This window comes from Streptomyces sp. NBC_00647, assembly GCF_045207245.1.
In the GTDB taxonomy this organism is placed as follows: Bacteria; Actinomycetota; Actinomycetes; order Streptomycetales; family Streptomycetaceae; genus Streptomyces.
Window position 1 is genome coordinate 2,397,466 of record NZ_CP109040.1, and the last position, 24,369, is coordinate 2,421,834.

22 protein-coding genes and 2 tRNA genes are annotated in these 24,369 nt (G+C 70.8%); 6 read left to right on the plus strand and 18 right to left on the minus strand.

Annotated features, from left to right (window positions below; all coding sequences use genetic code 11):
- Position 1 precedes the first annotated feature (1 nt).
- On the minus strand, positions 2–562 hold the full coding sequence (locus OG788_RS10540) for an HIT family protein (RefSeq protein ID WP_406370344.1): 561 nt from the start codon (positions 560–562) through the stop codon (positions 2–4).
- A 67-nt stretch (positions 563–629) separates the two neighbouring features.
- Here OG788_RS10540 and OG788_RS10545 point away from each other — a divergent pair, with 67 nt between their 5' ends.
- Positions 630–1,286 carry a potassium channel family protein gene (locus OG788_RS10545; RefSeq protein WP_406370346.1) on the plus strand — a complete coding sequence of 219 codons (657 nt, stop codon included), beginning with the start codon at positions 630–632 and terminating at the stop codon, positions 1,284–1,286.
- 54 nt (positions 1,287–1,340) lie between these two features.
- On the opposite strand, the gene thrS is transcribed toward OG788_RS10545, so the two are convergent.
- The 3 genes from thrS to OG788_RS10560 form a co-directional block, all read right to left on the minus strand.
- Positions 1,341–3,317, minus strand: coding sequence for a threonine--tRNA ligase (gene thrS, locus OG788_RS10550; RefSeq protein ID WP_356757150.1), 1,977 nt, complete (start codon positions 3,315–3,317; stop codon positions 1,341–1,343).
- A gap of 113 nt (positions 3,318–3,430) precedes the next feature.
- Positions 3,431–4,648: a hypothetical protein gene (locus OG788_RS10555; RefSeq protein WP_351541615.1), complete on the minus strand. Its 1,218-nt coding sequence runs from the start codon at positions 4,646–4,648 to the stop codon at positions 3,431–3,433.
- On the minus strand, positions 4,645–5,211 hold the full coding sequence (locus OG788_RS10560; RefSeq protein WP_351541617.1) for a DUF4365 domain-containing protein: 567 nt from the start codon (positions 5,209–5,211) through the stop codon (positions 4,645–4,647). The genes OG788_RS10555 and OG788_RS10560 overlap by 4 nt, the downstream gene beginning before the upstream one ends.
- Positions 5,212–5,381: 170 nt before the next feature.
- Between OG788_RS10560 and OG788_RS10565 the strand changes: the two genes are divergently transcribed.
- Positions 5,382–6,107, plus strand: coding sequence for a 3'-5' exonuclease (locus OG788_RS10565; RefSeq protein ID WP_351541619.1), 726 nt, complete (start codon positions 5,382–5,384; stop codon positions 6,105–6,107).
- Between the two features lie 65 nt (positions 6,108–6,172).
- Here OG788_RS10565 and OG788_RS10570 read toward each other — a convergent pair.
- Positions 6,173–6,244, minus strand: a tRNA-Val gene (locus OG788_RS10570).
- Between the two features lie 39 nt (positions 6,245–6,283).
- On the minus strand, positions 6,284–6,730 hold the full coding sequence (locus OG788_RS10575; RefSeq protein WP_406370348.1) for an SRPBCC family protein: 447 nt from the start codon (positions 6,728–6,730) through the stop codon (positions 6,284–6,286).
- A 116-nt stretch (positions 6,731–6,846) separates the two neighbouring features.
- Here OG788_RS10575 and OG788_RS10580 point away from each other — a divergent pair, with 116 nt between their 5' ends.
- A complete protein-coding gene (locus OG788_RS10580; RefSeq protein ID WP_406370350.1) occupies positions 6,847–9,276 on the plus strand; it encodes an SCO7613 C-terminal domain-containing membrane protein in 2,430 nt (809 codons plus the stop codon).
- 7 nt (positions 9,277–9,283) lie between these two features.
- Here the strand turns inward: OG788_RS10580 and OG788_RS10585 are convergent, their stop codons facing one another.
- The 7 genes from OG788_RS10585 to OG788_RS10615 all read right to left on the minus strand — a co-directional run bounded on the left by OG788_RS10585 (position 9,284) and on the right by OG788_RS10615 (position 18,039).
- The gene (locus tag OG788_RS10585) at positions 9,284–12,022 is read right to left on the minus strand and encodes a Tat pathway signal sequence domain protein (RefSeq protein WP_406370352.1); all 2,739 of its coding nucleotides are present in this window, start codon (positions 12,020–12,022) and stop codon (positions 9,284–9,286) included.
- An 81-nt stretch (positions 12,023–12,103) separates the two neighbouring features.
- Complete coding sequence (locus OG788_RS10590; RefSeq protein ID WP_406370354.1) at positions 12,104–12,727, minus strand: hypothetical protein; 624 nt, start codon at positions 12,725–12,727, stop codon at positions 12,104–12,106.
- Between the two features lie 58 nt (positions 12,728–12,785).
- Positions 12,786–13,691 carry a carbohydrate ABC transporter permease gene (locus OG788_RS10595; protein ID WP_406370355.1) on the minus strand — a complete coding sequence of 302 codons (906 nt, stop codon included), beginning with the start codon at positions 13,689–13,691 and terminating at the stop codon, positions 12,786–12,788.
- Complete coding sequence (locus OG788_RS10600) at positions 13,688–14,644, minus strand: carbohydrate ABC transporter permease (RefSeq protein WP_406370357.1); 957 nt, start codon at positions 14,642–14,644, stop codon at positions 13,688–13,690. Before OG788_RS10600 ends, OG788_RS10595 begins: the two co-directional genes overlap by 4 nt.
- 11 nt (positions 14,645–14,655) lie before the next feature.
- The gene (locus tag OG788_RS10605; protein WP_406370359.1) at positions 14,656–15,945 is read right to left on the minus strand and encodes an ABC transporter substrate-binding protein; all 1,290 of its coding nucleotides are present in this window, start codon (positions 15,943–15,945) and stop codon (positions 14,656–14,658) included.
- 1,505 nt (positions 15,946–17,450) lie between these two features.
- Positions 17,451–17,522, minus strand: a tRNA-Val gene (locus OG788_RS10610).
- A gap of 82 nt (positions 17,523–17,604) precedes the next feature.
- Positions 17,605–18,039: a TIGR02611 family protein gene (locus tag OG788_RS10615; RefSeq protein ID WP_351541639.1), complete on the minus strand. Its 435-nt coding sequence runs from the start codon at positions 18,037–18,039 to the stop codon at positions 17,605–17,607.
- Positions 18,040–18,230: 191 nt separating this feature from the next.
- On the opposite strand from OG788_RS10615, the gene OG788_RS10620 reads away from it, so the two are divergent.
- Together OG788_RS10620 and OG788_RS10625 are read left to right on the plus strand one after the other, a co-directional pair.
- Positions 18,231–18,644, plus strand: coding sequence for an SsgA family sporulation/cell division regulator (locus OG788_RS10620; RefSeq protein ID WP_003959770.1), 414 nt, complete (start codon positions 18,231–18,233; stop codon positions 18,642–18,644).
- A gap of 438 nt (positions 18,645–19,082) precedes the next feature.
- Positions 19,083–19,640 (plus strand): CGNR zinc finger domain-containing protein, encoded by a 558-nt coding sequence (locus OG788_RS10625; protein WP_406370361.1) that lies wholly within the window; start codon positions 19,083–19,085, stop codon positions 19,638–19,640.
- A gap of 300 nt (positions 19,641–19,940) precedes the next feature.
- On the opposite strand, the gene OG788_RS10630 is transcribed toward OG788_RS10625, so the two are convergent.
- Together OG788_RS10630 and OG788_RS10635 are read right to left on the minus strand one after the other, a co-directional pair.
- Positions 19,941–20,093 (minus strand): hypothetical protein, encoded by a 153-nt coding sequence (locus OG788_RS10630; protein WP_266756592.1) that lies wholly within the window; start codon positions 20,091–20,093, stop codon positions 19,941–19,943.
- 157 nt (positions 20,094–20,250) lie between these two features.
- Positions 20,251–20,697 carry a hypothetical protein gene (locus OG788_RS10635; protein WP_351541643.1) on the minus strand — a complete coding sequence of 149 codons (447 nt, stop codon included), beginning with the start codon at positions 20,695–20,697 and terminating at the stop codon, positions 20,251–20,253.
- Between the two features lie 172 nt (positions 20,698–20,869).
- Here OG788_RS10635 and OG788_RS10640 point away from each other — a divergent pair, with 172 nt between their 5' ends.
- Positions 20,870–21,391, plus strand: a complete 522-nt coding sequence (locus OG788_RS10640) for a DsbA family protein (RefSeq protein ID WP_406370363.1) — start codon at positions 20,870–20,872, stop codon at positions 21,389–21,391.
- A 56-nt stretch (positions 21,392–21,447) separates the two neighbouring features.
- Here OG788_RS10640 and OG788_RS10645 read toward each other — a convergent pair whose 3' ends face one another.
- From OG788_RS10645 to OG788_RS10655, 3 genes are all read right to left on the minus strand, one after another.
- A complete protein-coding gene (locus OG788_RS10645) occupies positions 21,448–22,272 on the minus strand; it encodes a GNAT family N-acetyltransferase (RefSeq protein WP_406370365.1) in 825 nt (274 codons plus the stop codon).
- Positions 22,273–22,351: 79 nt separating this feature from the next.
- Positions 22,352–23,173 (minus strand): aminodeoxychorismate lyase, encoded by an 822-nt coding sequence (locus tag OG788_RS10650; RefSeq protein WP_356757166.1) that lies wholly within the window; start codon positions 23,171–23,173, stop codon positions 22,352–22,354.
- Positions 23,174–23,263: 90 nt separating this feature from the next.
- The gene (locus tag OG788_RS10655; RefSeq protein ID WP_406370367.1) at positions 23,264–24,310 is read right to left on the minus strand and encodes a chorismate-binding protein; all 1,047 of its coding nucleotides are present in this window, start codon (positions 24,308–24,310) and stop codon (positions 23,264–23,266) included.
- Positions 24,311–24,369 lie beyond the last annotated feature (59 nt).

Genomic DNA, 24,369 nt, shown 5'->3' on the forward strand with positions numbered 1-24,369 from the left:
ACTACGCGGTGGGCCAGGCCTCCGCCAGCATCTCGCGGGTGTCCGCGAGGAGTTGCGGCAGGACCTTGGTGTGGCCGACGACCGGCATGAAGTTGGTGTCGCCGCCCCAGCGGGGAACGATGTGCTGGTGAAGATGGGCGGCGATGCCCGCGCCCGCGACGGTGCCCTGGTTCATGCCGATGTTGAATCCGTGGGCGCCGGAGGCGGTGCGCAGGGCGGTCATGGCCTGCTTGGTCAGCTCACCGAGTTCGGCTGTCTCCGGCGCGGTGAGGTCCGTGTAGTCGGCGACGTGACGGTAGGGCACGACCATCAGGTGCCCACCGTTGTACGGGTAGAGGTTGAGCACCGCGTACACCTGCTCCCCGCGCCTGACGATCAGCCCGTCCTCGTCGGACTTGGCCGGAATCGAGCAGAAGGGACAACCGTCGTCGGCCCCCGGGCCGGTGGGCTTGTTCTCGCCCTGGATGTAAGCCATCCGGTGGGGCGTCCAAAGGCGCTGGAACGCGTCCTGCGTTCCCACTCCGATCTGCTGCTCCGGCTCACTCGTCATGTGTTGCAGCATATTGCTTCGCCCGTTCGCGGCGTGTCGGCGGGTGTCACGCAAAGGGGCATGCGGCGAAGCTGGGGCCATGGACGACGACAGGCCGATGACCCGCTGGGAGCAGCGCACCGAGGTACCACTGGCGGTCGCGTCGCTGTTGTTCCTCTCCGCCTACGCGGTGCTTGTGCTGGCGCACGGTCTGTCCCAGGAGGGGCGGGATGCCTGCCTCGCGGTGATCGCGGTCACGTGGGCGGCGTTCCTCGTCGACTACCTGGTGCTCTGGCGCCTGAGCGGCCAGCGCCTCCGGTTCGTCCCGAGCCACGGGCTGGACACCGTGGTGCTCGTCCTGCCGCTGCTGCGGCCACTGCGCATGGTCAAGCTCTACGACGCCGTGCTGCGGCGCCGCGGAGAACCTCGCCTCCCGCTGTACGCGCGGGTGATGTTCTACGCGAGCATCGCGGTCCTGCTGCTCGGTTTCGCGGGTTCCCTCGCCGTCTACCAGGCCGAGTACCAGGCACCGCACGCGACGATCGTCACCTTTGGTGACTCGGTGTGGTGGGCCGCCTCCACGCTCTCGACGGTCGGGTACGGGGACGTGGCGCCGGTGACGCCGAAGGGTCGCACGATCGCGGTCGCCATGATGGTGTGCGGTCTGGCGCTGCTCGGCGCGGTGACGGGATCGTTCTCGTCGTGGCTGTTGCAGGTGTTCGCGCGCGAGGGCGACGAAAGGCCCCCGGGGATCTGAGCTCCCCGGGGGCCTTTCGTCACGACGGAACGCGGAGGTTCGGACCGGCGCCGATCAGACCTGCGCGCGCTCCTCGACGACCTTCGCGATCTTGGCGATGGCCTCGTCGAGCGGGATGCCGTTCTCCTGGGAGCCGTCGCGGTAGCGGAAGGAGACGGCGCCGGCCGTCATGTCCTCGTCGCCCGCGATGACCATGAAGGGCACCTTCTGCTTCTGCGCGTTGCGGATCTTCTTCTGCATACGGTCCGAGGACGCGTCGACCTCGACCCGCAGGCCCTTCTTCCTGGCCTCGGCGGCGAACTTCTGGAGGTACTCCACGTGCGCGTCGCCGATCGGGATGCCGATCGCCTGGACGGGCGCCAGCCATGCCGGGAACGCGCCCGCGTAGTGCTCGAGGAGCACGGCGAAGAAGCGCTCGATGGAGCCGAAGAGCGCGCGGTGGATCATGACCGGGCGCTGCTTGGAGCCGTCGGGGCCGGTGTACTCCAGGTCGAAGCGCTCGGGCAGGTTGAAGTCGAGCTGCACGGTCGACATCTGCCAGGTGCGGCCGATGGCGTCCTTGGCCTGCACGGAGATCTTCGGGCCGTAGAAGGCGGCGCCGCCCGGGTCCGGGACCAGCGGGAGGCCCTGCTTCTCGGCGACCTGGCGCAGCGTCTCGGTGGCCTCTTCCCAGATCTCGTCCGAGCCGACGAACTTCTCCGGGTCCTTGGTGGACAGCTCCAGGTAGAAGTCGGTCAGGCCGTAGTCGCGCAGCAGGTTCAGGACGAAGGTGAGCGTCTTGTCGAGCTCGTCCGCCATCTGCTCCTTGGTGCAGTAGATGTGCGCGTCGTCCTGCGTGAAGCCCCGGGCGCGGGTCAGGCCGTGCACGACGCCCGACTTCTCGTACCGGTACACGGTGCCGAACTCGAAGAGGCGCAGCGGCAGTTCGCGGTACGAGCGGCCGCGCGCGTCGAAGATCAGGTTGTGCATCGGGCAGTTCATGGGCTTGAGGTAGTAGTCCACGCCCTCGTCGAGCTGCATGGGCGGGTACATGCCGTCGGCGTACCAGTCCAGGTGGCCCGAGGTCTCGAAGAGCTTCCCCTTGGTGGCGTGCGGGGTGTAGACGAACTCGTAGCCCTCCTCCTCGTGCCGGCGGCGCGAGTAGTCCTCCATGACCCGGCGGATGATGCCGCCCTTGGGGTGGAAGACGGCGAGGCCGGAGCCGATCTGGTCCGGGATGGAGAACAGGTCCAGCTCGTTGCCCAGCTTGCGGTGGTCGCGCTTCTCGGCCTCGGCGAGGAATTCGAGGTGCGCCTTGAGCTCTTCCTTGGAGGGCCAGGCGGTGCCGTAGATGCGCTGGAGCATGGGGTTCTTCTCGCTGCCGCGCCAGTACGCGGCGGCGTTGCGCATCAGCTTGAACGCCGGGATGTTGCGGGTGGTCGGCAGGTGGGGACCGCGGCACAGGTCCTTCCAGCACAGCTCGCCGGTCTTGGCGTCGAGGTTGTCGTAGATGGTCAGCTCGCCGCCGCCCACCTCGACGTTCGCGCCGTCGTCCGAGGAAGCGGGGCCCTTGATGCCGATGAGTTCCAGCTTGTACGGCTCCGCGGCGAGCTCCTCGCGGGCGCCCTCGTCGGTGACGACGCGGCGGGAGAAGCGCTGCCCGCGCTTCTGGATCTCCTGCATCTTCTTCTCGACGGCCTTGAGGTCCTCGGGCGTGAAGGGCTTCTCGACGTCGAAGTCGTAGTAGAAGCCGTCCTTGACCGGCGGGCCGATGCCCAGCTTGGCGTCGGGGAAGAGCTCCTGCACGGCCTGGGCCATGACGTGCGCGGTGGAGTGGCGCAGGATGTTCAGGCCGTCCTCGGAGGAGATCTCGACCGGCTCGACCTCCTCGCCGTCCTGCACCTCGTACGCGAGGTCCCTCAGCTCGCCGGCGACGCGGGCCGCGACGATGGTGCGCTCGCCGGTGAAGAGGTCGGCGGCCGTAGTGCCCGTCGTCACCACGCGCTCTTCCCGCTCGGAATCGCGTTGGATGATCACACGGACGTCTGACACCGGACTCTCCTGACTGAAGGCGACTCCACACCACATACGGCATGGCATGGCAATGCCCCGAATCCTACCGAGCCCGGGGTGCCCTCCGCGAAACGGTTGTGGACAGTGCGCCCTCAGTCCTCGCTGCACGCCTCCTCGAAGAAGTCCAGATTCTCCTGGAGCGACTTCATCAGCCGGTCCCGCTCGGCCTCGTCGACCTGTACGGGGACGACGCCGGAGGCGTCCGTGAGCCTGCGGAAGCCGCCTCGGCTCTCCAGCCGCCCGTGCACCCGCACCGGCAGTCCGACCAGGTGGGCCTGGCCCGCTATCCGGTACGCCTCCTCGTCCAGGGTCATCCGGACGTGCGGTACCTCGGCGCCCGCGATGACCCGCAGCCGTACCGTGCCCGCCCCCCGTGGGCCCGACCTGCGCATCCGGACCACGGCGCCGGTGACGCGCACCGGCACGGACGGCTCCTCGAGCAGATAGCGGGCCCCCGCCTCGCGCAGCACGGGCAGGTCGCCGGGCGAGAACTCGACGGGCTCGGCGGGGTTCGCGCCGCCCTCGGGGACGCCCGCGGCGGGCGACCACTCGACGGCGATCCGGGCGCCCTCGGTGCCGCGGACGAGGGCCACCAGGGCTTCCATCAGCTCATGACTGACGCCCGCCTCGACGGCCGCGTCGAAGGCCTCCATGCCACCGGTGGCCCGCTGGTAGTCGATGGCCTCGCGGGCGGCGCACAGTGCCTCGTGCAGGCGCACGGCGAGCGGCCGGCCGGTGGCCACGGGCACGAAGGCGGTGAGGCGGCGGCCGCTCGGTTCGGCACCGACCAGGACGTTCTCCAGGGAGGCCGCGGCCGATCTGCGGTGGCGGGCGCCGTAGTAGCCGGCACGCGCACGCGTGGCGAGGGCGCCCGCGAGCAGCATCTGGCGGGCGGCGCCGCGCAGCTGCTCCTCGACGGTCCAGGGAGCGGCGCCCACGGGACCGGTCGGCACATCCCGCCACCAGCGGATCTCGTCGCTGGGCACGGCGAGGGCGACGAGCACGTCACGGGCGGACGGGGAGGCGCTGCGGGCGAGCGCGACGAGGGCCTCGCCGAGGAGGTCGTCACTGTCGGGGAAGGCCCGGTTCTCCGGCACCAGCAGGCTGGTGCCGCCGCCCCCGGGCCCGGGTGGGGTCCATCGGCCGTACCGTCCGGCCGCTCCCCCGCGGCGCTGCCAGCCGTGCCGGCGGAGCAGCGCGCCGAGGACGGCCGGGTCGACCTGGTCGGGGTTCGGCGGATCGTTCCAGAAGGCCTCGGCGGGGTGCGGCCTCACCGGCCGGAGCACCTCGTCGATCGGTCGGTGTGTCATGGTCTGCCTCCCGTCCCGACCCTCGTCATGATCTCGCAGAGGGCCCGGTCGTCGAAGATCCGGGCCGTCGGGATGCGGACGGTGGTCCGGCGCCGGCCCGTGATGGCGTGCCCGGCGAGATTGATCCAGTAGCAGCAGTGCCGCAGGTCGAGCCGGTCGTGGCTGGCGCGCAGCCAGTCGTCCTGGGACCTGGGCACGAGCATCACGACGAGGATCTTGTGCACCGATACCGGGGTGCGCGCGAGCTTCGCCAGGTGCTCGTTGTCGAGCGTGAAGGAGAAGGCGGGCCCCGGAGGGTCGGGCGGTATCTGGTACGTGCACTTGAGCTGCACCTTGATGGTGACCTCGTCGTCGACCGTGTGCCCGGGGGCGCTGTGGCTGACGTGCCAGTCGATGCCGTTGTCCGGAAACGGCTGGGACAGCGAACAGCCCGCGGCCGCCGCGACGGCGTGCAAGTAGCCCACCTGCAAGGTCTCCATGCAGGCGGTGGTGGCGAGCGATCCGCGATGAGGTGCCGTCCGCTGGGGCAGCAGCCCGCCCCGTTCGGGCTGCGCGAGTGCCATGAGTCCAACAGCCTTCCAGGCTTGGTGAATCCCCGCGACGGGCCGCTGAACTGCAAAGACCCGTACCTCTGTTGTCTCCTTCCGGCGTACGGCGCAAACAGCCCGGGTATCACCAAACGGGCAGAAGACGGTGCGTCAGCTGCCGTGGGTGAACAAGGAGTTGTGTGCGTATGACGTGCTGGTACGAAGGCCCTCTGGCCGCGTTCGACACGGAGACCACGGGCGTGGACGTCGAGACCGACAGGATCGTGTCGGCCGCCGTCGTCGTCCAGGACGCCGCGGGTGCCCGTCCGAGGGTGACCCGATGGCTGGTGAACCCGGGAGTGCCGGTGCCCGCGGGTGCGACGGCGGTGCACGGGCTCACGGACGAACATCTGCAGCGCAACGGCCGCTGGCCGTCGCCCGTGATGGAGGAGATAGCCCGGGAACTGGGCGAACAGGCCGCGGCGGGGCGCCCGCTCGTGGTGATGAACGCCCCGTTCGATCTGACGCTGCTGGACCGGGAGTTGCGCAGGCATCGCGCCTCGTCCCTCGACCACTGGTTCGAGTCGGCGTCGCTGCGCGTGCTCGATCCCCGCGTCCTCGACAAACATCTGGACCGCTATCGCAAGGGCCGCCGCACCCTGACCGATCTGTGCGCGCAGTACGACGTGGCGCTGGAGGGCGCGCACGACGCGGCGGCCGACGCGCTGGCCTCGCTGGAGGTCGTCCGCGCGGTGGGGCGCCGTTTCGCGGCCCGGCTGGAACGGCTGTCTCCGGCCGAGCTGCACACCCTCCAGGCGGTGTGGCACGCGGCACAGGCGCGCGGGCTGCAGGCCTGGTTCGCGCGCAGTGGTGCGCCTGAGGCGGTGGATCCGGCGTGGCCTCTGCGCCCGGATCTGCCAGCGGCGGCCTGACCAGGCGCGATGCCCGCGAGCAAACGAAAAACCGGTCCGTCGGTGACGGACCGGTCTTCTCCGGGTGGGCGATACTGGGTTCGAACCAGTGACCTCTTCGGTGTGAACGAAGCGCTCTCCCACTGAGCTAATCGCCCGGGAACGGACTGAACAATACAGGTCCCGGCGGGTGGGGTTCAAACCGCTTCGAGACGGGCCCTGAGTCCGCGCCGTCCCGCGCGCATCATCAAGGCGTGGTTGGCGCGGAAGAACGGGCGTCCCGGCACGGCGAGCCGCCGCAGCAGCGGCTTGGTCACGCGCACTTCCTGGTCGTACCGGGCACGGGTGCCCGAACCGGTCGCGTCGAAGGTCCAGCGCGCCCAGCCGTCTAGGTCGCCCGACATGGCGATCTCCAGGACGCCGGCCACCGGGTCCCGGCGGACCGTGCCGGCGGTGAAGGTGATGTCGTACGGCAGGACCGAGCGGACCCGGATGACGCCGGTGTCGTCGTCGACGCGGGTCACCTCCCGCACCTGGGGCCACCAGCGCGGGTAGTTCTCGGCCCGCTCCAGGACCGTGTACACGTCCGCGGGAGGCGCGGGCAGGTCCCAGACGCTGTGAAAACGGTAGTGGGTCCAGTCCATGGAACGAGCCTTCCCAGCGGCGCACGGATGTACCGACGGCACCCTCCGCCGATCTGAGTACGGGGTGAGTACGCGCACTCATGTCCGGCGACGTGACCGGTACCACACTCCGGAGTATGACCCAGATCCCGTCCCCGGCCGAGGAGTTGCGGCTGCTCGACGCCGAGCTCCGGCAACTCGACGCGCGCCGCACCGTGTTGCTGACCCGCCGCGCCTGGCTGGTGCACATGCTCCGGCCGCCGGTACCGACCCCGCCCCCGGCACCCGCGACCCGTCGGCCGGAGGCCACGGCACCCGGTGTGCAGAACGTGCTGCTGCTCCTCGGCGGCATCCTGCTGACCATCGCCGCCGTCGCGTTCACGCTGGTCGGATGGGGCCACTTGGGGATCACGGGCCGGTCGCTGGTGCTCGGCGCGGTGACGCTGGCCGCGCTCGGCGCGCCCGTGCTCCTGTTGCGGCGCGGGCTGCGCTCGACCGCCGAGTCGCTGGCGGGGCTCGGCCTCGCGCTCACGGTCCTGGACGCGTACGCGCTGTACGCGGTCGCGCTCCCCGACACGGACGGCCTCGGCTACACGGCGACCGCGTCGGCGGCGCTGGCCGCCGTATGGGCGGCGTACGGACTCGCGGTGGGCGCCGTGCACCGGACGACGGACGTGCGGACGGCCGCCACCGGCACCCCGGAACCGTCCGCCGCGGGCACCGGAGTGCGGGTCCCGCTGCGACTGCCCCTGCCGGCCGCCGTGGTCGCCGCGCAGTCCCCGCTGCTCCTGTGGGCCGTGGCCGCCGCCGCGGGTGCCCACGCCATCACGGCCGCCCTGCTGGTCACGGCGGCGTTCGACGCGGTGCTCGCGCTGCGCATGCCCCAGAGGTCCGTCCGCGTCGTCGCCGCCGTCGGGGCGTACGGCCTGGGCGGCTGGGGCACCTTCGCCGCCGGCTGGCTGTCCTGGACGGCCGCCGGCCCGAGCGCCGCCGCCCGTGCGGCGGCGCTCCTCCTCCTTGCCGCGTCGATCGCCCTGACAGCGGCGTGGGGCACCCCGAAGCCGGGCGTCGCGACGGGCACCGCGACGGCCGGGGGCCTGATCACCGTCGTCGCGTTCGGCGGTGTGCTGCGCACGTGCCTGCCCGGAGAGTGGACGGTTCCCGGTCATCTCGCGTGCGGGATCGCCCTGTTGGCCGTCGTACGGACGGGACTTCCCGAGCCCGTACGCCGTGGGTTCGCCCTGGCCTCCGGCGGTGTTCAGGCCCTCGCCGTGGCGTGGGCGCTGCCCGTGGTCGTGATCACCCTGCTGGGACCGGTCGGCCTGGTGGGCTCGGTCTGGTCGGGTGCCCCGGCGACCGCGCGCGACGCGGTGACCGGCGATCTGCCCTGGCCCTCGGACGCGGTCACGGCACCGCTCGTTCTGGCGCTCGTCGCCGCGGTCCTGATCGTGGCCGTCCGCGCCGCCCAGTGGCGTCCCCAGGCCCTGATCGGCGCGCTGACGCTGACGTGGGCGACGGTGCTCGTCCTCCCGGCCACCTTCGAACTCCCTTACGTGGCAGGGCTGTCCGCGTACGGACTCACGACGGTGGCCCTGCTCGTGTACGCCGGCCGGACGCCGCCCCGGCCGACAGCCCTGGTGCTCGCGCTCCTCACCTCACTCAGCCTCGCGTTCCTCGCGCTGGCCTCTGAGCCCGCGACCCTGACGGTGCTCGCCGCCCTGGCCGCCCTGTTCGCGGCCGCCGCCCCGCGGACCGGCCTCGGCCCGGTCGCGGCGCCCGCCTCGCTCGGGTACGCCACGGCCCTCGCCTGCGCGGCGGGTGCCTCCCTCGGCCTGCGGCCCGAGCACATCGCGCTGCTCGTGCTGGTGGTGCCCGTCGTCGCGGCTCTGTCGGCGGCGCGCGTCGACGACGTGACGACGAGGGTGTCGGTCGAGGTCACCGGTGCCGGCGCGGGCCTGGTCGCCGTCGCGCTCACGGTCGCCGATCCGGCCATGCTCGCCACGGTCCTGGCCCTGTGCGGGGTGATCGCCGCGGGCACGGCCGTACGGGAGGACCGGCGTCCTGTCGGCTACGCGGCCACCGCTCTGTTCGTGATGGCCGCCTGGGTGCGGCTGGCGGCCTGGGGGGTCGGCGACCCGGAGGCGTACACACTGCCGGTGACCGTTCCGGCGCTGCTCGTGGGCGCGTTCAGGCGCCGCCGGGACACGGCGGTGTCGTCGTGGACGGCGTACGCTCCGGGGCTGTCCGTGACGCTCGTGCCGAGTCTCCTCGCGGCGTGGGGCGACGCGCACTGGCCGCGCCCGCTGCTGCTGGGCGCGGCGGCGCTCGCCGTCACCCTGCTGGGCGCCCGGCACCGCCTGCAGGCTCCGCTGGTGCTCGGCGGCACTGTGCTCGCGCTGGACGCCCTGCACGAACTCGCCCCGTACATCGTGCAGGTGGTGGACGCGCTCCCCCGGTGGACGCCTCCCGCACTCGCCGGTCTGGTGCTGCTCGCGCTGGGTGCCACGTACGAGCAGCGGATCCGCGACGCGCGGCGCGTGCGGGAGGTGCTGGGGAGGATGAACTAGGCAGCGGTCACGAGGGCATCTTGTCGCCGAGGAGTGCCAGGTTCTCGATGGCGGCGAGGCCGTAGAGCGCTGTGTCGTTCGTGTAGACCCAGTTGGCCTCGCTGCCCGGCACCAGCGTGACCGGGCCGCTCAGCTTCTCCGTCTTCCAGGGCGAGGACTCGGTGTAGCCGTCGGAGCTGTAGAACTTCGTCCAGGCACGCGTGGCGAGTTGGGCGTCGCCCGTCTGCACGGCGGCGTACGCGTCGAGGCGTGAGTGGCCCTGGAAGAGCAGCAGGGTGCCGAAGTTCGTTCCGTAGCGGGCGGCCTGCTCGGTCTTGGTGGCGTTGAAGTAGCGGCAGTAGTCGAGGTACGCCTCCTTGAAGGCGGGCATGTCGACGAGATCGATGAGCTCGGCGCACAGTTCGTTCAGGCCGAAGACCGCGGAGAGGTGCGAGACGCCGACCACGGGCTCCGCGGCGACGGCGAACCGGCCGGTGTCGAGGTCGTACAGGCCGGTGCCCTGGACGAATCCGTTGGGCTGCGCGGCGATGGTCTCCATCGTCGACAGCACGCGCGCCTTGGCCTTCTCCCACTTGGGGCCCTTGCGCTCCCACTCGGTCAGCCACGCCGAGACGAGCCCGCTCCAGTCCGTGCCGAAGCCGATCGACAGCGCGTGCCGGTCCGGCGTGTAGGGCTCGGTGCGGATCTTGCGGATCGGGTCGAGGACCAGGAAGGTCTCGTCGGAGTCGACGTTGGCGTGCATGAGGTCGCCGACCCGCTCGTCGGCGGTGAGGAAGTAGTAGTAGCGCCGGTAGGTGGTGTTGGCGATGCGCTGCTGTTTGGCGCTGTCCGCGTAGTGCTGGACACCGTGCCGGGTGCCGAGGCCCGCCCACTGGCCGAGGTGGTAGACGTCGACCTCGCCGGTGTGCCGGGTCATCGCCTCGGCGAAGCGGAAGATGTCCGCACGCCCACTGCGGAGATACGCGAACCACAGCCAGAGGTCGGGCGACAGCTCGGAGTTGTCCCAGGCGTAGCCGCCGACGTCGTAGCGCCACTGGTGCCTGACCGGGTCGTACGAGTGCATGATGTCGCCGTAGTCCCAGAAGCCGTACCAACGGCGCATCTCCACCTGGTCCTTGTAATAGGTGAAGAGGAAGTCGAGGTGGTCCTCGATCTTCGCCTTGGCCGGCGTGGACCGGTCGGGCTCGGAGTAGAGGCCCGGACCGAAGACCTTCGCCTTGATCAGCTGCTTGGGCGGGGCGGCGAGCTGCGGCAACACGCGTACGGCGTCGACCTGTTCGGCGAGCTTCTCGGGCGTGGGGGTCGACTCGTTGGCCCAGAAGAGGAGTTCCGAGGTGCGGGCGATGCCGTAGGGGGTGCCGAAGCCCGGCTCGTAGTCCTCGTAGGTGATGTTGAGGCCTTCGAGCTGTTCGGCGTACGTGTCCTGGCCCATGCCGTCGTGGTAGAAGCGCAGGTCCATGGGCTGCGCCTCGGGCGACCAGAGCCAGAGGGTGACCTCGGCCTCGTCGGTGTGGGCGTCCCGGATGTCGAGCTGGGCGGGGAACTTCTCCCAGAAGTCCCGCAGCCCGAAGGAGAATCCGCCGCTCGGCCCGCCGACGTAACCGAAGCCGGAGGCGCGCCGGCCACCGCCGGCACCGATCCAGCCGTACCCCTTCTTGGTGCGCTTGCGCAGGGTGAAGCCGTCGGCGGAGAGCTGGGAGAGGGTGTAGTCACCCCACTCGGGGATGTACTGGAGCCGGGTGGTGACCCGCTGGTCCCAGGTGGACGGGTCGGGCAGCGTCTCCCCCGCGAACTGGGCGGCCTGGACGGAGGCTCCGGGGTCGCGGCGCAGCCCGGTGACGCCCTTGACGGCCTCGCGGAGCAGGCCTGTGCCGTCGCCGCCGATCCGGATGTGCCGGTCGTAGGCGGCGTCCCGCATCGGCACGGTGAAGCGGACGCCGAGCCCGCGCACGAAGTCGCCGCTGTTCTTCCCGGGTTCCTGCTTCCCGTCGAAGGTGATCGTGTGCACCATGCGGAAGGAGTCGGCGCCGGCGTAGAAGTACAGACGGACCGAGAAGGGCAGCCAACTCCGTTCGCCCTTGCGGTGCTTGCCGTCGATGCGGACGACGGCCCGCACCGGGCCGTCCTGTTCGACCTCGACCGCGGATATCGCGCTCTCGAACCGCTCGAACTTCTCGGCGCCCTGGTCCTCGTCCTCGATCTCCGGCTGACGGATGAGGACGAGGCGGCCGTTCCTGGCGATCTCGGTCGAGCCGCGTGTCACGGACTTGACCAGCGTGGAGCCGCTCTTGCCGATCTTCGCGGTGATGACCCCGGTCGAGACGGTGATGGTGCCGCCGCTCTTGTCGACGGTGACCTTCCGCTCCGGCGCGGTGGGCTCCCCCGCGGTCAGGGTGAGCTTTCCCGCATCCGAACTCACCGCGTGCGCGGTCCACTTGAGAGAGCCGTCCGGCCAGTAGGCGAGCGGCCAGGACTGTCCGGGGACCGCCTTGCCGTCGGCGTCCGTGAGCGCGAACGTCTGGTCCCGCTGGTAGGTGCCCTTCGGCCAGGGGACGCCGACGGTGGAACCGGGTGCGGCGCCGAGGCCGCCGTCCTCCAGCCAGTCCAGAGTCACCGGGTCCGCGTCCGCGGCCTCGGATCGGGGGGCGGCCTGCGCGTTCGCGCTGCCCAGGGCCCAGCTGAACTGGGCGGCGGCTCCGGCGACGGCGGCCGCCTTGAGAAGGGACCTGCGGGGGATGGGGGACATGGCCTTTCCTTTCCGTACGGATGGTCAGGGGCATGACAGAGAGAGGCCTGCAGCTCAGGGCTCCGGCCCGCGGGAGGGGACTCAACGGCGTCGCCGGCGCTCCTCGACGGCGACGGCCGCCGCCGCGACGGCCCCCAGGACGGGGACCGCCAACGGCGCGACGAGCAGGGCGGAGCAGGCCACCACGACCAGCCCGCCGACGAGCAGGAAGGACCCGGCGGGATCGAGGACGGTACGCCGTGCGGCATCCGCGAGCAGGTCGCGCCATGCCTCACCCGGCTCCCAGACCGCGGCCGCGCGCAGTCCGGCGACGGCTCCCCCGAGCAGGGCGAACAGCCCGACGGCGCCGACGAGCGGACCACCGGGGATTCCGGCGCGCACGGCCTGGACGTCCACCCAGACCGCCGCCGCGAGGGCCCATCCGCCGGCTCCGACGAGCCAGCCGCCCCGGGCGGCCGCGCGGAAGTCCGCCACGAACTCCCGCCATCCGCCGCCCTCGTGAGCCGTACGCCGCCGCAGATGCCGCGCGCCGGCCGCGAACGCGGCGGGAAGTGTGACGAGGGGCAGCGCCGCCATCGTGATCCACACTCCGGTGAGCAGACACTCCGCGAAGACGGCGAACCTCTCGGCGAAGACGGATTCCCGAGGCGCCCGGCGGGCCTCGGCCGCCCTGCCGCGCCGCGCCGCAGCGTTCCTCCGCGTCACACGGCCCCGTGCGGTCGCCCCGGCTCCGGCCCGCGATCTCGGCTGGGTGACGGCCATCTCAGCCCTTCAATCCCGACGTCGCCATACCGTCGATCAGGTACCGCTGGAAGGCGAGGAAGAAGAGGAGCACCGGCAGCAGCGCCACCAGCGACATCGCGATCATGCCGCCGTAGTTGGCGACCCCCTCCTGGTCGCGGAACATCATCATGCCGAGCGAGACCGTGTACTTGCCGGGCTCGTTGAGGTAGATCAGCGGGCCCATGAAGTCGTTCCAGGCGTTGATGAAGGTGAAGATCGCGCTCGTGATGAGGGCCGGGCGGCACAGCGGCAGCACGATCGACCAGTAGATCCGCAGATGCCCGCAGCCGTCGAGCCGCGCCGCCTCGTCCAGTTCGCGCGGCAGGTTCCGCATGAACTGCACCATGAGGAAGACGAAGAACGCCTCGGTGGCCAGGTACTTGCCGATCAGCAGCGGCACGTAGGTGTTGACCAGCTCCACCTTCTGGAACATCACGTACTGCGGGATGAGCAGCACGTGATACGGCAGCAGGAGTGTGCCGATCATCAGCGAGAAGAGCAGGTTCCGCCCCGCGAACCGGATCTTGGCGAAGGCGTACGCGGTCAACGAGCACGAGATCAGGATGCCGACGACGGAACCGAGGGCGTAGAAGAGCGAGTTCTGGAAGAAGGTGGCGATCGAGATGTCGGCGATGCCGTCCGCCAGCCCCTTGAAGTTGGCGAGGATCGGGCTGGTCGGGAAGAGGTCCAGGCTCCCGATGATCTCGCGGCTCGGCTTGAACGAGGCACCGAGCACCCAGAGCACGGGGTAGAGGACGACCGCGAGGACCAGCAGCGCCCCGAGGTGCCAGGCGAGCGAGCCGGTGCGCTTGCGTCCGGACCTCCCGGGGCGTCCCGGGGCGGTCGTGGCGCCGGAGCCGAATGCCTTGCCGGTGATGCCGCTCATCGGGCGTCCTCCTCGTAGTGCACCCAGCGCTTCTGCGACCAGAAGAGAACGGCCGTCACCAGCGCGACGGCGAGCAGCAGCATCCAGGCCATGGCGGAGGCGAAACCCATCTGGGACTCCTTGAAGCCCTTCTGGTAGAGGTAGCAGGTGTAGACGAGCGTGGCGTCGGCCGGACCGCAGGTGGTGTTGGACACCACGTACGCCGATCCGAAGATCTGGAACGAGTGGATGGTCTCCAGGAGCACGTTGAAGAACAGCACCGGCGAGATCATCGGCAGCGTGATGCTCCAGAACCTCCGCAGCGGTCCCGCGCCGTCCACCTCGGCCGCCTCGTACAGCTCCTTCGGCACCTGCTTGAGCCCGGCCAGGAAGATCACCATGGGCGCGCCGAACTGCCAGACGGTGAGCGCGACCAGGCTGTAGAGCACCCAGTTCGGGTCGCCGACCCAGCCCCCGGTGTGCAGACCGAGGAACGACTGGACACGGTCCACGGCGGCGTCGTCGGAGAACAGCGCGCGCCACACGAAGCCGACCGAGACGCTCGCGCCGATCAGCGACGGGGCGTAGAACGCCGCCCGGTAGAAGCCCTGGCCACGGCGGCTCTGCGCGAGGAGCAGGGCCACCCCGAGCGCCAGCAACAGCTTGAGCGGCGTGCCGATGACGACGTACTTGGCCGTCACCTCGACCGACTTCTGCCACCGGGGATCGTCGAACATCGTCGTGAAGTTGTCGAAGCCGATCCATTTCGGCGAACTGAAGAGGTTGTAGTCGGTGAAGGCGAAGTAGAGGGAGGCGGCCATCGGGCCCGCGGTCAGGAGCAGGAAGCCCGCGATCCAGGGGGACATGAAGAGATAGCCGACGAGATTCTCCCGGCGCCCCCGCCGCCTTTCGGCGGCGGGGGCCGCGGGGCTCATCTCCGGTGCGTCGGGCGGAGAGTCCTTGACGAGCGTCACGGCGGTTCCCATCAGACGGCGAGGGCGGTCTTCGCCTCGGAGAAGAACTGCTTCACCGCGTCGGAGACCTTGGTGGTGCCCTGCGACATGTCACCGCCGATGCGCAGGAAGGCGGATTCGACGGTGTCGGCACCGGCCGGATGCGGAGTGATCGTGCCGAGCACGCCGGCCGCGGCGACATCCTGCTCGTACTGCGCGATGGCCTTGCTGGGAGCGTCGGCCGGCTTGAACGCGTCGTACTGCTCGGTGGTCGCCAGGATGCCGCGGTCGTAACCCATGATCTTGCCGACCCCGGGGTCGTGGACCATGAAGTTGATGAACTGGGCGACCTCCTTGGGGTGCTTCGTGCGCGCGGAGGCGCTGAGCATCAGGGAGGCGAGGTACTGGCCGGTCTGCTTGCCGTCGGTTGTCGGGATCGGCGCCAGTCCGTAACTGCTGTCGCCCTCCGCCGTGTAGCGGACGGTGAAGTTGTCCCAGGTGAACTCGGAGGCGGCGTGGCCCGCCGAGAGCGAGGACTTGGGCTTGTCCTGCTCGACCCGCTTGGGATCGGTGATGATGCCGGCCTTGACGCGGTTGTAGCCGTCGGTCCACCACTCCGTCAGATCGGCCTCGTCGAAACCGAGTCCGTCCTTCGTGAAGAACGCCTTGCCGTTCTGCCGGAGATAGAGGTCGTACAGGTACATGATGCTGAAGTAGCCGGTGTCGCCCGCCGTCTTCTCGCTGTCGTGAATCTTCTTGAGCGCGGCGAAGTACTCGTCCCAGGTCCAGCCCTGCTTCGGCTCGATGCCGGCCTTCTCGAACACCTTCTCGTCGATGACAAGTGACATGGTGTTGGATCCGACGGGAATACCGAGCTGCTTTCCGTCGACCTGACCGACCTTCTCGACTCCGGCGCGGAAGTTTTCCAGGCTGAGATTTCCCGCGTCTATCTGGGACTTGAGGTCGAGCAGGATCCCTCGCTTGTCGTACTTCCGCAGAAATCCGACGGCGTTCTGGAATACGTCCGGCGGATTTCCCCCGGCCGCCTGCGTCTGGAACTTCTCCCAGAAGGCCACATAATCCTGGAAGTCCGTCTTCACCTTGATCTTCGGGTACTTCTTCTCGAAGAGCGCGATGGACTGGTTGATCCTCTTCGCCCGCTCGTCCGCACCCCACCAGGCATAACGGATCGTCACCGTCCCGTCCCCGGCGCCACCACCGTCCCCACCGCACCCGGTCGTCGCGGCCAGCCCCAGCGTGGCCAGCGAAGCTCCGGCGGCCTTGAGGACCGTCCGCCTCTCGACACTCCCGTTGTTTCCCACTGTCGGGCCTCCCCGCAACGTCGTCGCCGCCTGCATGAATCGTTTCAAGTAAGCGCTTGCTGGCACAAGGTACGGAGGGCTTTCGGGCGCGTCAATGATTCGGACAGGAATTGATGTGCGGCGCTTCGATCCCGTCGCGCCGGGCCGCGCGGCGGCATCGGCGCAGGCGAACAGGACTACGCAGGTCGGACGCGCACGGTCGACCGGTCGAACGATTCTCCGACGACGAGGCGGGCCGCGCACGCGGCCGAAAAGGTACTGCTGTCGCGGGTGTTGGCGGCGGGCACGGGAACGGAGCGTGATGGGTGGGGGGTTGATGTCGGGGGCGTTGAAGCCGGGGCGTTGATGCCGGGAGGGGGCGCGGACCTTCCGCGCCCGGTCGACACAGCCCTGCGTACGCCGTCGCCGGCCCAGTCCGTTCCGTCGGCACAGCGGTGCGGTAGACCCCCTGGCGACAGGCAGTCCGTCCTGCCCACAGCCCTGCCGTACGCCGCCGACGGCACAGTCCGTCCCGCCCACAGCCCTGCCATACACCCCCGCGGCACGCAGCCCGTCCCGCCCACAGCCCTGCCGTACGCCCCCGGCGGCACCGTCCGCTCCGGCTCAAGAGGCACGGGCTGGAGGGATGTTCGCCGTGCTGCCGGCTCGGCGCCAGGATGCCTGACTGGATGTCACCCGGGCGACGCGTCTCGACGCGGACGCCTTCCGTGCAGCGTCCTCCGACGCCAGGGCCGTCGAAGCCGATGCGGGCCACAGGCCGACGGGACATGCCTCAAGGGACGGGCACCGAGCTGCCGTTTTGCGATGGTGAGCCGCTCGTCGAAGTGCCATCCGGCCGGCGCTGATCGGCGAGAGTGCGTACATGCCGAGCAGGGCCGGCCGAGCATCCGAACTCTTGGATCGACACAGGTCAGGCGGCGGACAGGCACCTCCGACCGGATCACGAATCCCGCTCCGTGCGGGAGGGCCCGGCCGCCGTATCGCGAGGCCCGCAGGTCGTACGGAGGCGCCCGCGCCCCGCACCCGCACCCGCACCCGCACCCGCACCCGCACCCGCACCCGCAACGGCACGGCGTGACGTACCGAGGCGCCTGCGCCCCACACCAACACCTGTGCGCCGTGAGGCGGCTCGGCAACCGGCCCCGAACGACACGGCGTCCGACTCGGCGCCCCAGACGGCACCCTCCGCCCCAGCGGCCCCCGCCCACTCGTGCAGATCGACGCAGGCACCCGCCCCGACAACCGACACGGCGGCAGTGGAGGAGGTCGTACTCCAGCGGACACCGGAACCGGGAGGGCCGCCACGGTCAGCCCGGACATCAGGACCACGTATGAGTCGAGCGGGGGCCGCGATTGAGCGAGGGCACGCGCGGCACCGACGGCGAGGCGGTGCCCGTACCCCCGATGCCGGATGCCCCGACCTCCTGGCCGGCCTGGCCGCCCGCGCGACGACGAAAACGGCCCCGGTCCACGATGCCGTGGAGCGGAGCCGTCTGTCGGATGTGTGGGCGATACTGGGTTCGAACCAGTGACCTCTTCGGTGTGAACGAAGCGCTCTCCCGCTGAGCTAATCGCCCGGGCGCAGGGAGAACATTACCCCATGTCAGGGGGTGGCTTCGACCAGCGGAGTCGGCTCGGAAGCGACCCGAGCCGGCCTCGTCATTCCTTGATGTTCCACGGCATCTCGAAGCCGAACTTCCAGAGGTACACGCCGACGAGGACGGCCACGATCACGAGGCCGACCGTGGTGAGGATGATGTTGCGGCGCCGCACCTTGGGGTCGAGCGCCCGCTGCGTCGCCTCCGTGACCTTGCGCTTCGTCCAGCGGAGCACCAGCTGGGCCCAGACGAACTCGGTGGCCCAGATCGCCATGCCGCCGAAGATCACCAGCCAGCCGGGACCCGGCAGCGGCAGCATGACCACGCCCGCGCCGACGACCGCGAGCCCGACGATGAAAACACCCACCTGCCAGCTCACGTGCAGCGCGCGGCGCGCCTTGATGAATTCCGGCGCCCGAGAACCGAGCGCTCGCTCATTCTTCGCCTCGTCGTCCGCCATGGCGACCTCGCCCGGCTCGTCACTCCCCGTATTCATACGACCAAACCCTACCCGAGAGAAACCGGTCACCGGAATGGCCCTATCCGGCGAAGGTGCCCTCGGCCGGATGAGTTACATAAAGACACGCAAAACACTCAGAGGGGTTTACAACGGCACCGTAGGTGGCATGTCGATTTCGCCGACGTGCGAATCCCCGAGCGCACACTGAGCGAAAGGCCCTGGCGCTTATGAACACCACGGTCAGCTGCGAGCTGCACCTGCGCCTCGTTGTGTCGAGCGAGTCCTCACTGCCTGTACCCGCAGGACTGCGGTATGACACGGCCGATCCCTACGCCGTGCACGCCACCTTCCACACCGGAGCCGAGGAAACCGTCGAGTGGGTGTTCGCCCGCGACCTCCTCGCCGAGGGCCTGCACCGGCCCACCGGTACCGGCGACGTCCGAGTCTGGCCGTCCCGAAGCCACGGCCAGGGCGTCGTATGCATCGCCCTGAGCTCTCCGGAGGGTGAAGCCCTGCTCGAAGCCCCTGCGAGGGCCCTGGAATCATTCCTGAAGCGAACGGACGCAGCCGTGCCTCCCGGCACGGAACACCGGCACTTCGATCTCGACACGGAGCTCTCACACATCCTGGCCGAGAGCTGACGCGTCACCAGAGCCGCCCGGCGCCGTCCACTCGGGGAGACGGCTCGGGCCTAGACAACCGCATAAGGATCACACCGGCGCCGGCGCCGCGGACAGTCCGCGGCGGCGGCGCCGGTGCGCGTCCGCCGCCCCGGCCCGCACGGCCGGCTCCATGGGCCGGCACCCACCCGGCCTCCCCACCCCGGGCACGCTCCTTCCGTGCTCCGCGGTCACCACCTGTCACTCCGCCTCGGGCGCACCTCGGACACCGTTCCCTGCCGGGAGCCACCTTCCGGGCACCCCCGGAGGCTCGGCCGCTCCGCGCCCGCAGGCGCCTCCCGCGACGGGATCCCCTCTCCCGCGGACGGCCCGCCCGTCTCCACCACGCCGGGAAGCCACTACCATCGGCCAGCATCGGGGCGGGCACCCTCGCCCGACCCCCAGGCCAGGGAGCGAATCGTGCTGATCACCCACGACACCCGGTGCGCGCTCGACGCCGTGGTGGATCTGGTGAACACCGCGCCGGAGGACGAGACGGCGGACGGGCTCGCCGATGTCCCGTCCCTCGCCGATTTCGTACGAAGGAACGACATCAGTGATGTCGGCGTGCTGTCGGAGCACGATCTCGCGGCCGTGCGCAACGTTCGCGGCCGGTTCGCGGGGATCTTCGCCGCCGAGGATCCGCGTGTCGCCGCCTCGCTCATCAACGAGCTGGTCGCCGCCGCCGGCACCACGCCTCGGCTGACGGACCATGACGGCTACGACTGGCATGTCCACTACTTCGCGCCGGGCGCCTCGGTCGCCGATCATCTCGCGGCCGACTGCGGGATGGCGCTGGCGTTCTTCGTGGTCGCCGGAGAGCAGGAGCGGCTGCGCCGCTGCGAGGCCCCTGACTGCCGACGGGCGTTCGTCGATCTCTCCCGCAACCGTTCCCGCCGCTACTGCGACAGCCGCACCTGCGGGAACCGGCTCCACGTGGCCGCCTACCGGGCGCGCCGGAAGGAAGCCGCAGGCTGAGGGCCGCAGGCTCAGAGGCGGACGATCGAGAGACCGGCAGGCCCACGGACGGACGATCGAGAGACCGGCAGGCCCACGGACGGACGATCGAGGGACCGGCAGGCTCACGGACGGACGGCCGAGAGACCGACAGGCTTGGCTCACGGACGGACGGACGGCCGAGAGCGCGGCAGGCTCACGCATTGGCAGGCTCACAGGCCGGTGCCGTGCGGGTCGCGTGACGGGACGGCCGGGCGACGCTCTGGAAGGGCCGGGCTGACGGAGCCCTCGGCGGGTGACGCCAGGGGCTCCGTGTACAGCTCAGAGCAGCAGCAGGTCATGCAGCGAAGCCATGAGCAGCAGACAGCCGATCACCGCAAGGAAGATCATCAGCGGCGGCTGGGAGAGCGCGAAGAGACAACCACGCCGCTCCTCGGGCGGGGCAGCGGTGTCGCTCGGTGTTGTGTCCAGCATCTCGCGGGCGATGATGACGTAGGGAGCACCCCCTCCGCGATCAACACGCCCGGAATATACGGGAGTTCGCTGGATCATGTGACGGGCGCGCTCGAACGTGAACGGTTCCGCGCGTTCACCGTCCGACGCGCGTGCGATCTTGGGTCGGCTCAGCCGGTCAGATGCCGTGCTTCTTCAGGATCGCCTCGATGTCGCTGAAGTCGTCCCCGGAACCCTTGGCCCGCGGTGTCGCGGCGGGCCGGGCGACGGTGCCGGCGCCCTGGCCCAGCGAGGGGGCCGAGGCGGCGGGAGCCATCGCGTCCCGCTGCGCGGCGGCCTTCGCGGCCTTGCGCTCCTTCCGTGTCCCCCCGCTCCGACGCTCCACGACACGGGTGATCATGAACAGCGCCCACGCGCCGCCGAGCACCACGAAGCCGGCCCACGCGGTCGGACTGAACGCGGTGTCGGCCAGCCAGCCGACCACTCCGGTCATGACCAGGCCGATCGGCACCAGGGAGTAGGCGGCGATCCGGGCGGCCGCCAGGAAACGCTTGCGGTAGGCCGTCACCGCGGCGATGCCCAGGCCGGCGACGGAGACGGCGGAACAGACGGTCTCTGCGATCATTCCGGTCCTCCAGGCAGGGCTCGGTGGGGCTGGGTGGTTCGTCCCTTCCATCCTGCACCGCCCCATGCCCGGTATGCCATGGTCCGGGGAGACCTCAGGGACATCTCCGGGTCACCGTCCTCCCCAGGTCCCGGTTCGGCCGCCCCGTGCCGGGACTGGGAGACTGGATCCCATGAACGACTCCTCCCCCGCGCGTCCGGCCCCCGTCGTCCTGGACGTCTGGTGTGAACTCCAGTGCCCCGACTGCCGTGGCGCCCTCGCCGACCTGCGCGCGCTGCGTGCCCGCTACGGCGACCGTCTCGAGCTGCGGCTGCGGCACTTCCCCCTGGAGAAGCACAAGCACGCCTTCGCCGCGGCGCAGGCCGCCGAGGAGGCCGCCGAGCAGGGCAGCGCCTGGCCGTACATCGAGGCCGTGCTCGGCCGTGTGGAGGAGCTGGACCGCGGGGGTGAGGCTTTCCTGGTCGAGATCGCGGGGGAACTCGGCCTGGACGCCGAGGAGTTCGACACGGCCCTGATCGACGGCCGGCACATCCTGATCGTCGACGCCGACCAGGCCGAGGGCAAGGCGATCGGCGTCACCGGCACGCCGACGTACGTCATCGGCGGTGAGCGTCTGGACGGCGGCAAGAGCCAGGACGGACTGCGCGAGCGGATCGAGGAGATCGCAGACCGGCTGCTGGCCGAGCAGGCCTGAGCCCCGCGCCGAGCCCCGCGACCCACCTGCGGAGCTGGTCGGGTGACATGTCCCGGCTAGAGCAGCCTCTTGTACAGGTGGTACGTCGTCGTCTCGTAGCCGAGCGACTCGTAGAGCCGCTCGGCCGGGGTGTTCCCCGCGAAGACGTTGAGGCCGACACGGCTCGACCCGACGGCCGTCGCCCGTACCTCGGCGAGCCGCATGAGCGTCCGCCCGTGGCCGCGTCCGCGCCGGTCCGCGCGGACCCCCACGTCGTAGACGAAGGTGCGCCCGTCCCGGTCCCCCAGCCAGAGCTCGCCCACGGGGACGCCCTCGTGCTCCAGGACGCTCAGCCGCATGTTCGCGGTGTCCGGGCCCTGGGGCAGCGCACCGCCGAAGTCCCGCTTCGCCTTGGCGAGCGCCTCGGCCTCCGGCACCCCGTGCCGGATCCAGTCCTCGGCGTACGCCTGCCGGCCCGTCCGGTCCCAGATCTCGTACTCGTCCCGGGTCATGGGCCGGTCGGCGCTGCCCGGGGGCAGCACGGGCGGGGAACCTTCGAGCACCTTCTCCATCCCGCGGTTGCGCAGGACGTAACCGAGTGCCCTGGTGAGCTCCAGCGCCCCGGCGGCGGCGCCGGGGACGGTCACCTCGATCTGCCGGCAGCCCCAGCCGCGCGCCACCTCCTCGGCGGCCAGCGCGGCCACGGTGCCGCGACCGCGACCGCGGTCCGGCACCTCGATGCGCAGCTCGTGGATCTTGGCGACGGACGGTCCGAAGGAGGTGTCCGTCGCCAGGTGTACGGCGCCGACGGGACGGCTGTTCACGCACACGTGGTAGCGGCGTGACCGCGTTCCGTCGGCGGCGTGCTGAAGCGGCTCGGTCGGCCGCAGTGTCGTGGTCATCAGGGGTGTTGTACCCCCTGATGCGTCCGGGGTCAGCTGAATTACCGTGCGATCAGGGACCGTCGGCCCCGAGCGCCGGTCAGGGATCGAGGTCGTCCGCGGCCCGCTCGTCGAAGACGCGCATCGCCTTGGCGGTCACCGGGCCCGGTGCGCCCGGCAGTTCACGGGCGTCGACCCGGTGCACGGCCTGCACATCGCGCAGTGTGGACGTCAGGAAGATCTCGTCGGCGTGCTCGAGGACGTCCAGCGGCAGGTCGGTCTCCTTGGCGCCCGTCCATTCGACGGTGAGGGCGCGGGTGATGCCGGCGAGGCAGCCGGAGGCGACCGGCGGGGTGTGGATCTCGCCGTCGAGGACGACGAAGACGTTGGACCCGGTGCCCTCGCAGAGTTGGCCCACGGTGTTGGCGAACAGCGCCTCGGACGCGCCGTGTTCACGCGCGCGGGCCAGGGCGACGACGTTCTCGGCGTACGAGGTGGTCTTGAGGCCGGTCAGCGCGCCGCGCTCGTTGCGGGTCCAGGGGACGGTGACGACCGCGGTGGAGTCGGGACGCCGGCCGGAGGCGCCGAGCGCGACGACGAGGGTCGGACCGTGCTCGCCACGGTCGGAGCCGAGCGGCCCGTGGCCGCCGGTGTAGGTGATGCGGAGCCGGCCGAGCGGCATCGGGTTGGCGTCGAGGACGGCGGCGCAGGCGCGGCGCACCTCGTCGGCGTCGGGCTCGGGCAGACCGAGGCCGCGCGCCGAGCGGGCCAGCCGGTCGAGGTGGCGGGTCATCGCGAAGGGCCGGCCCTCGACCGCCTTCACGGTCTCGAAGATGCCGTCACCCACGGTCAGCCCGTGGTCGAAGACGGAGACGCGGGCGGCCTCGATGTCCTGCAGCCCGCCGTCGAGCCAAAGCTTCACTGTCCCTACCTCGCATGAATCTGCCGGAGCCGGACGAGCCGTCCGGCGTGACGTTTCGGCCCGGTCCCGGGCGTGGTCCCGGGGACCGGCTCAGGACGGGAGAGTCCCGTCACCCGCCTCGTACTCTCCCGACGCTACCGCGAGCAGCCGGGACGCCTTCAGCTCGGTCTCCCGCCACTCCCCCTCGGGGTCGGATCCCCAGGTGATGCCCGCTCCCGTGCCGAAGCGCAGGGCGCCGTCGGCGCGGTCGATCCAGAAGGTGCGGATGCCGACGGCCAGCTCGCCGGTGCCACGGTCGGCGTCGACCCAGCCGATGCCTCCGCAGTACGGGCCGCGCGGCGCGGTCTCCAGGGCGTCGATGATCCGCAGGGCACTGGACTTCGGGGCGCCGGTGACGGAGCCGGGCGGGAAGGCGGCGGCGAGGAGTCCGGGCCAGCCGACGTCCTCGCGGAGCTCACCGTGGACGGTGGAGACGAGGTGCACGAGTCCCGGGTGCTTCTCGACGACGCACAGGTCGGGCACGGTCACGGTGCCGGTGGCGCAGACCTGGCCGATGTCGTTGCGGACGAGGTCCACGATCATCACGTTCTCGGCGTAGTCCTTGTCCAGGAGGTCCGCCTCGGTGCGTCCGGTGCCCTTGATCGGGCCCGACTCGACGGAGCGGCCCGTGCGGCGCAGGAAGAGTTCCGGGGAGGCGGTGGCTATCTCGACGCCGTGGGCCGGCAGCCGGATCGTTCCCGCGTACGGTGCCGGGTTGCCGCGGGCCAGCAGAGCGGTCAGCGCGTCCACGTCCGCGTCGGGCGGGACGGGTGCGCTGAGCACGCGGCAGAGGTTCGCCTGGTAGACCTCGCCGGCCGCGATGTGCTCGCGGATGCGTCGCACGCCGGCCGTGTAGGCGGCGCGGTCGAGGGACGAGTTCCAGTCACCGGCCGCCGGGCCGTGCCACCGTCCGGGCACCGGCGCGGGCACCGGCTCCTCCCGTACGTCCCGGAAGCGGGCGCAGGTCAGACGCCCCTCGAAGTCGGCCGAGACGGCCCAGAAGCCGGTCGAGTCCAGGGCCGCGGGATCGCTGGTGACGTCGAGGAGGCCGGTCGCGACGAGGCCGCCGAAACGGGCGAGAGGAGGGAGGTCGAGCACGCAGACGAGTCTAGGGCGGGTGTGCGGCAGGTGCCCTGACCATGTCCTCGGGGGGACAG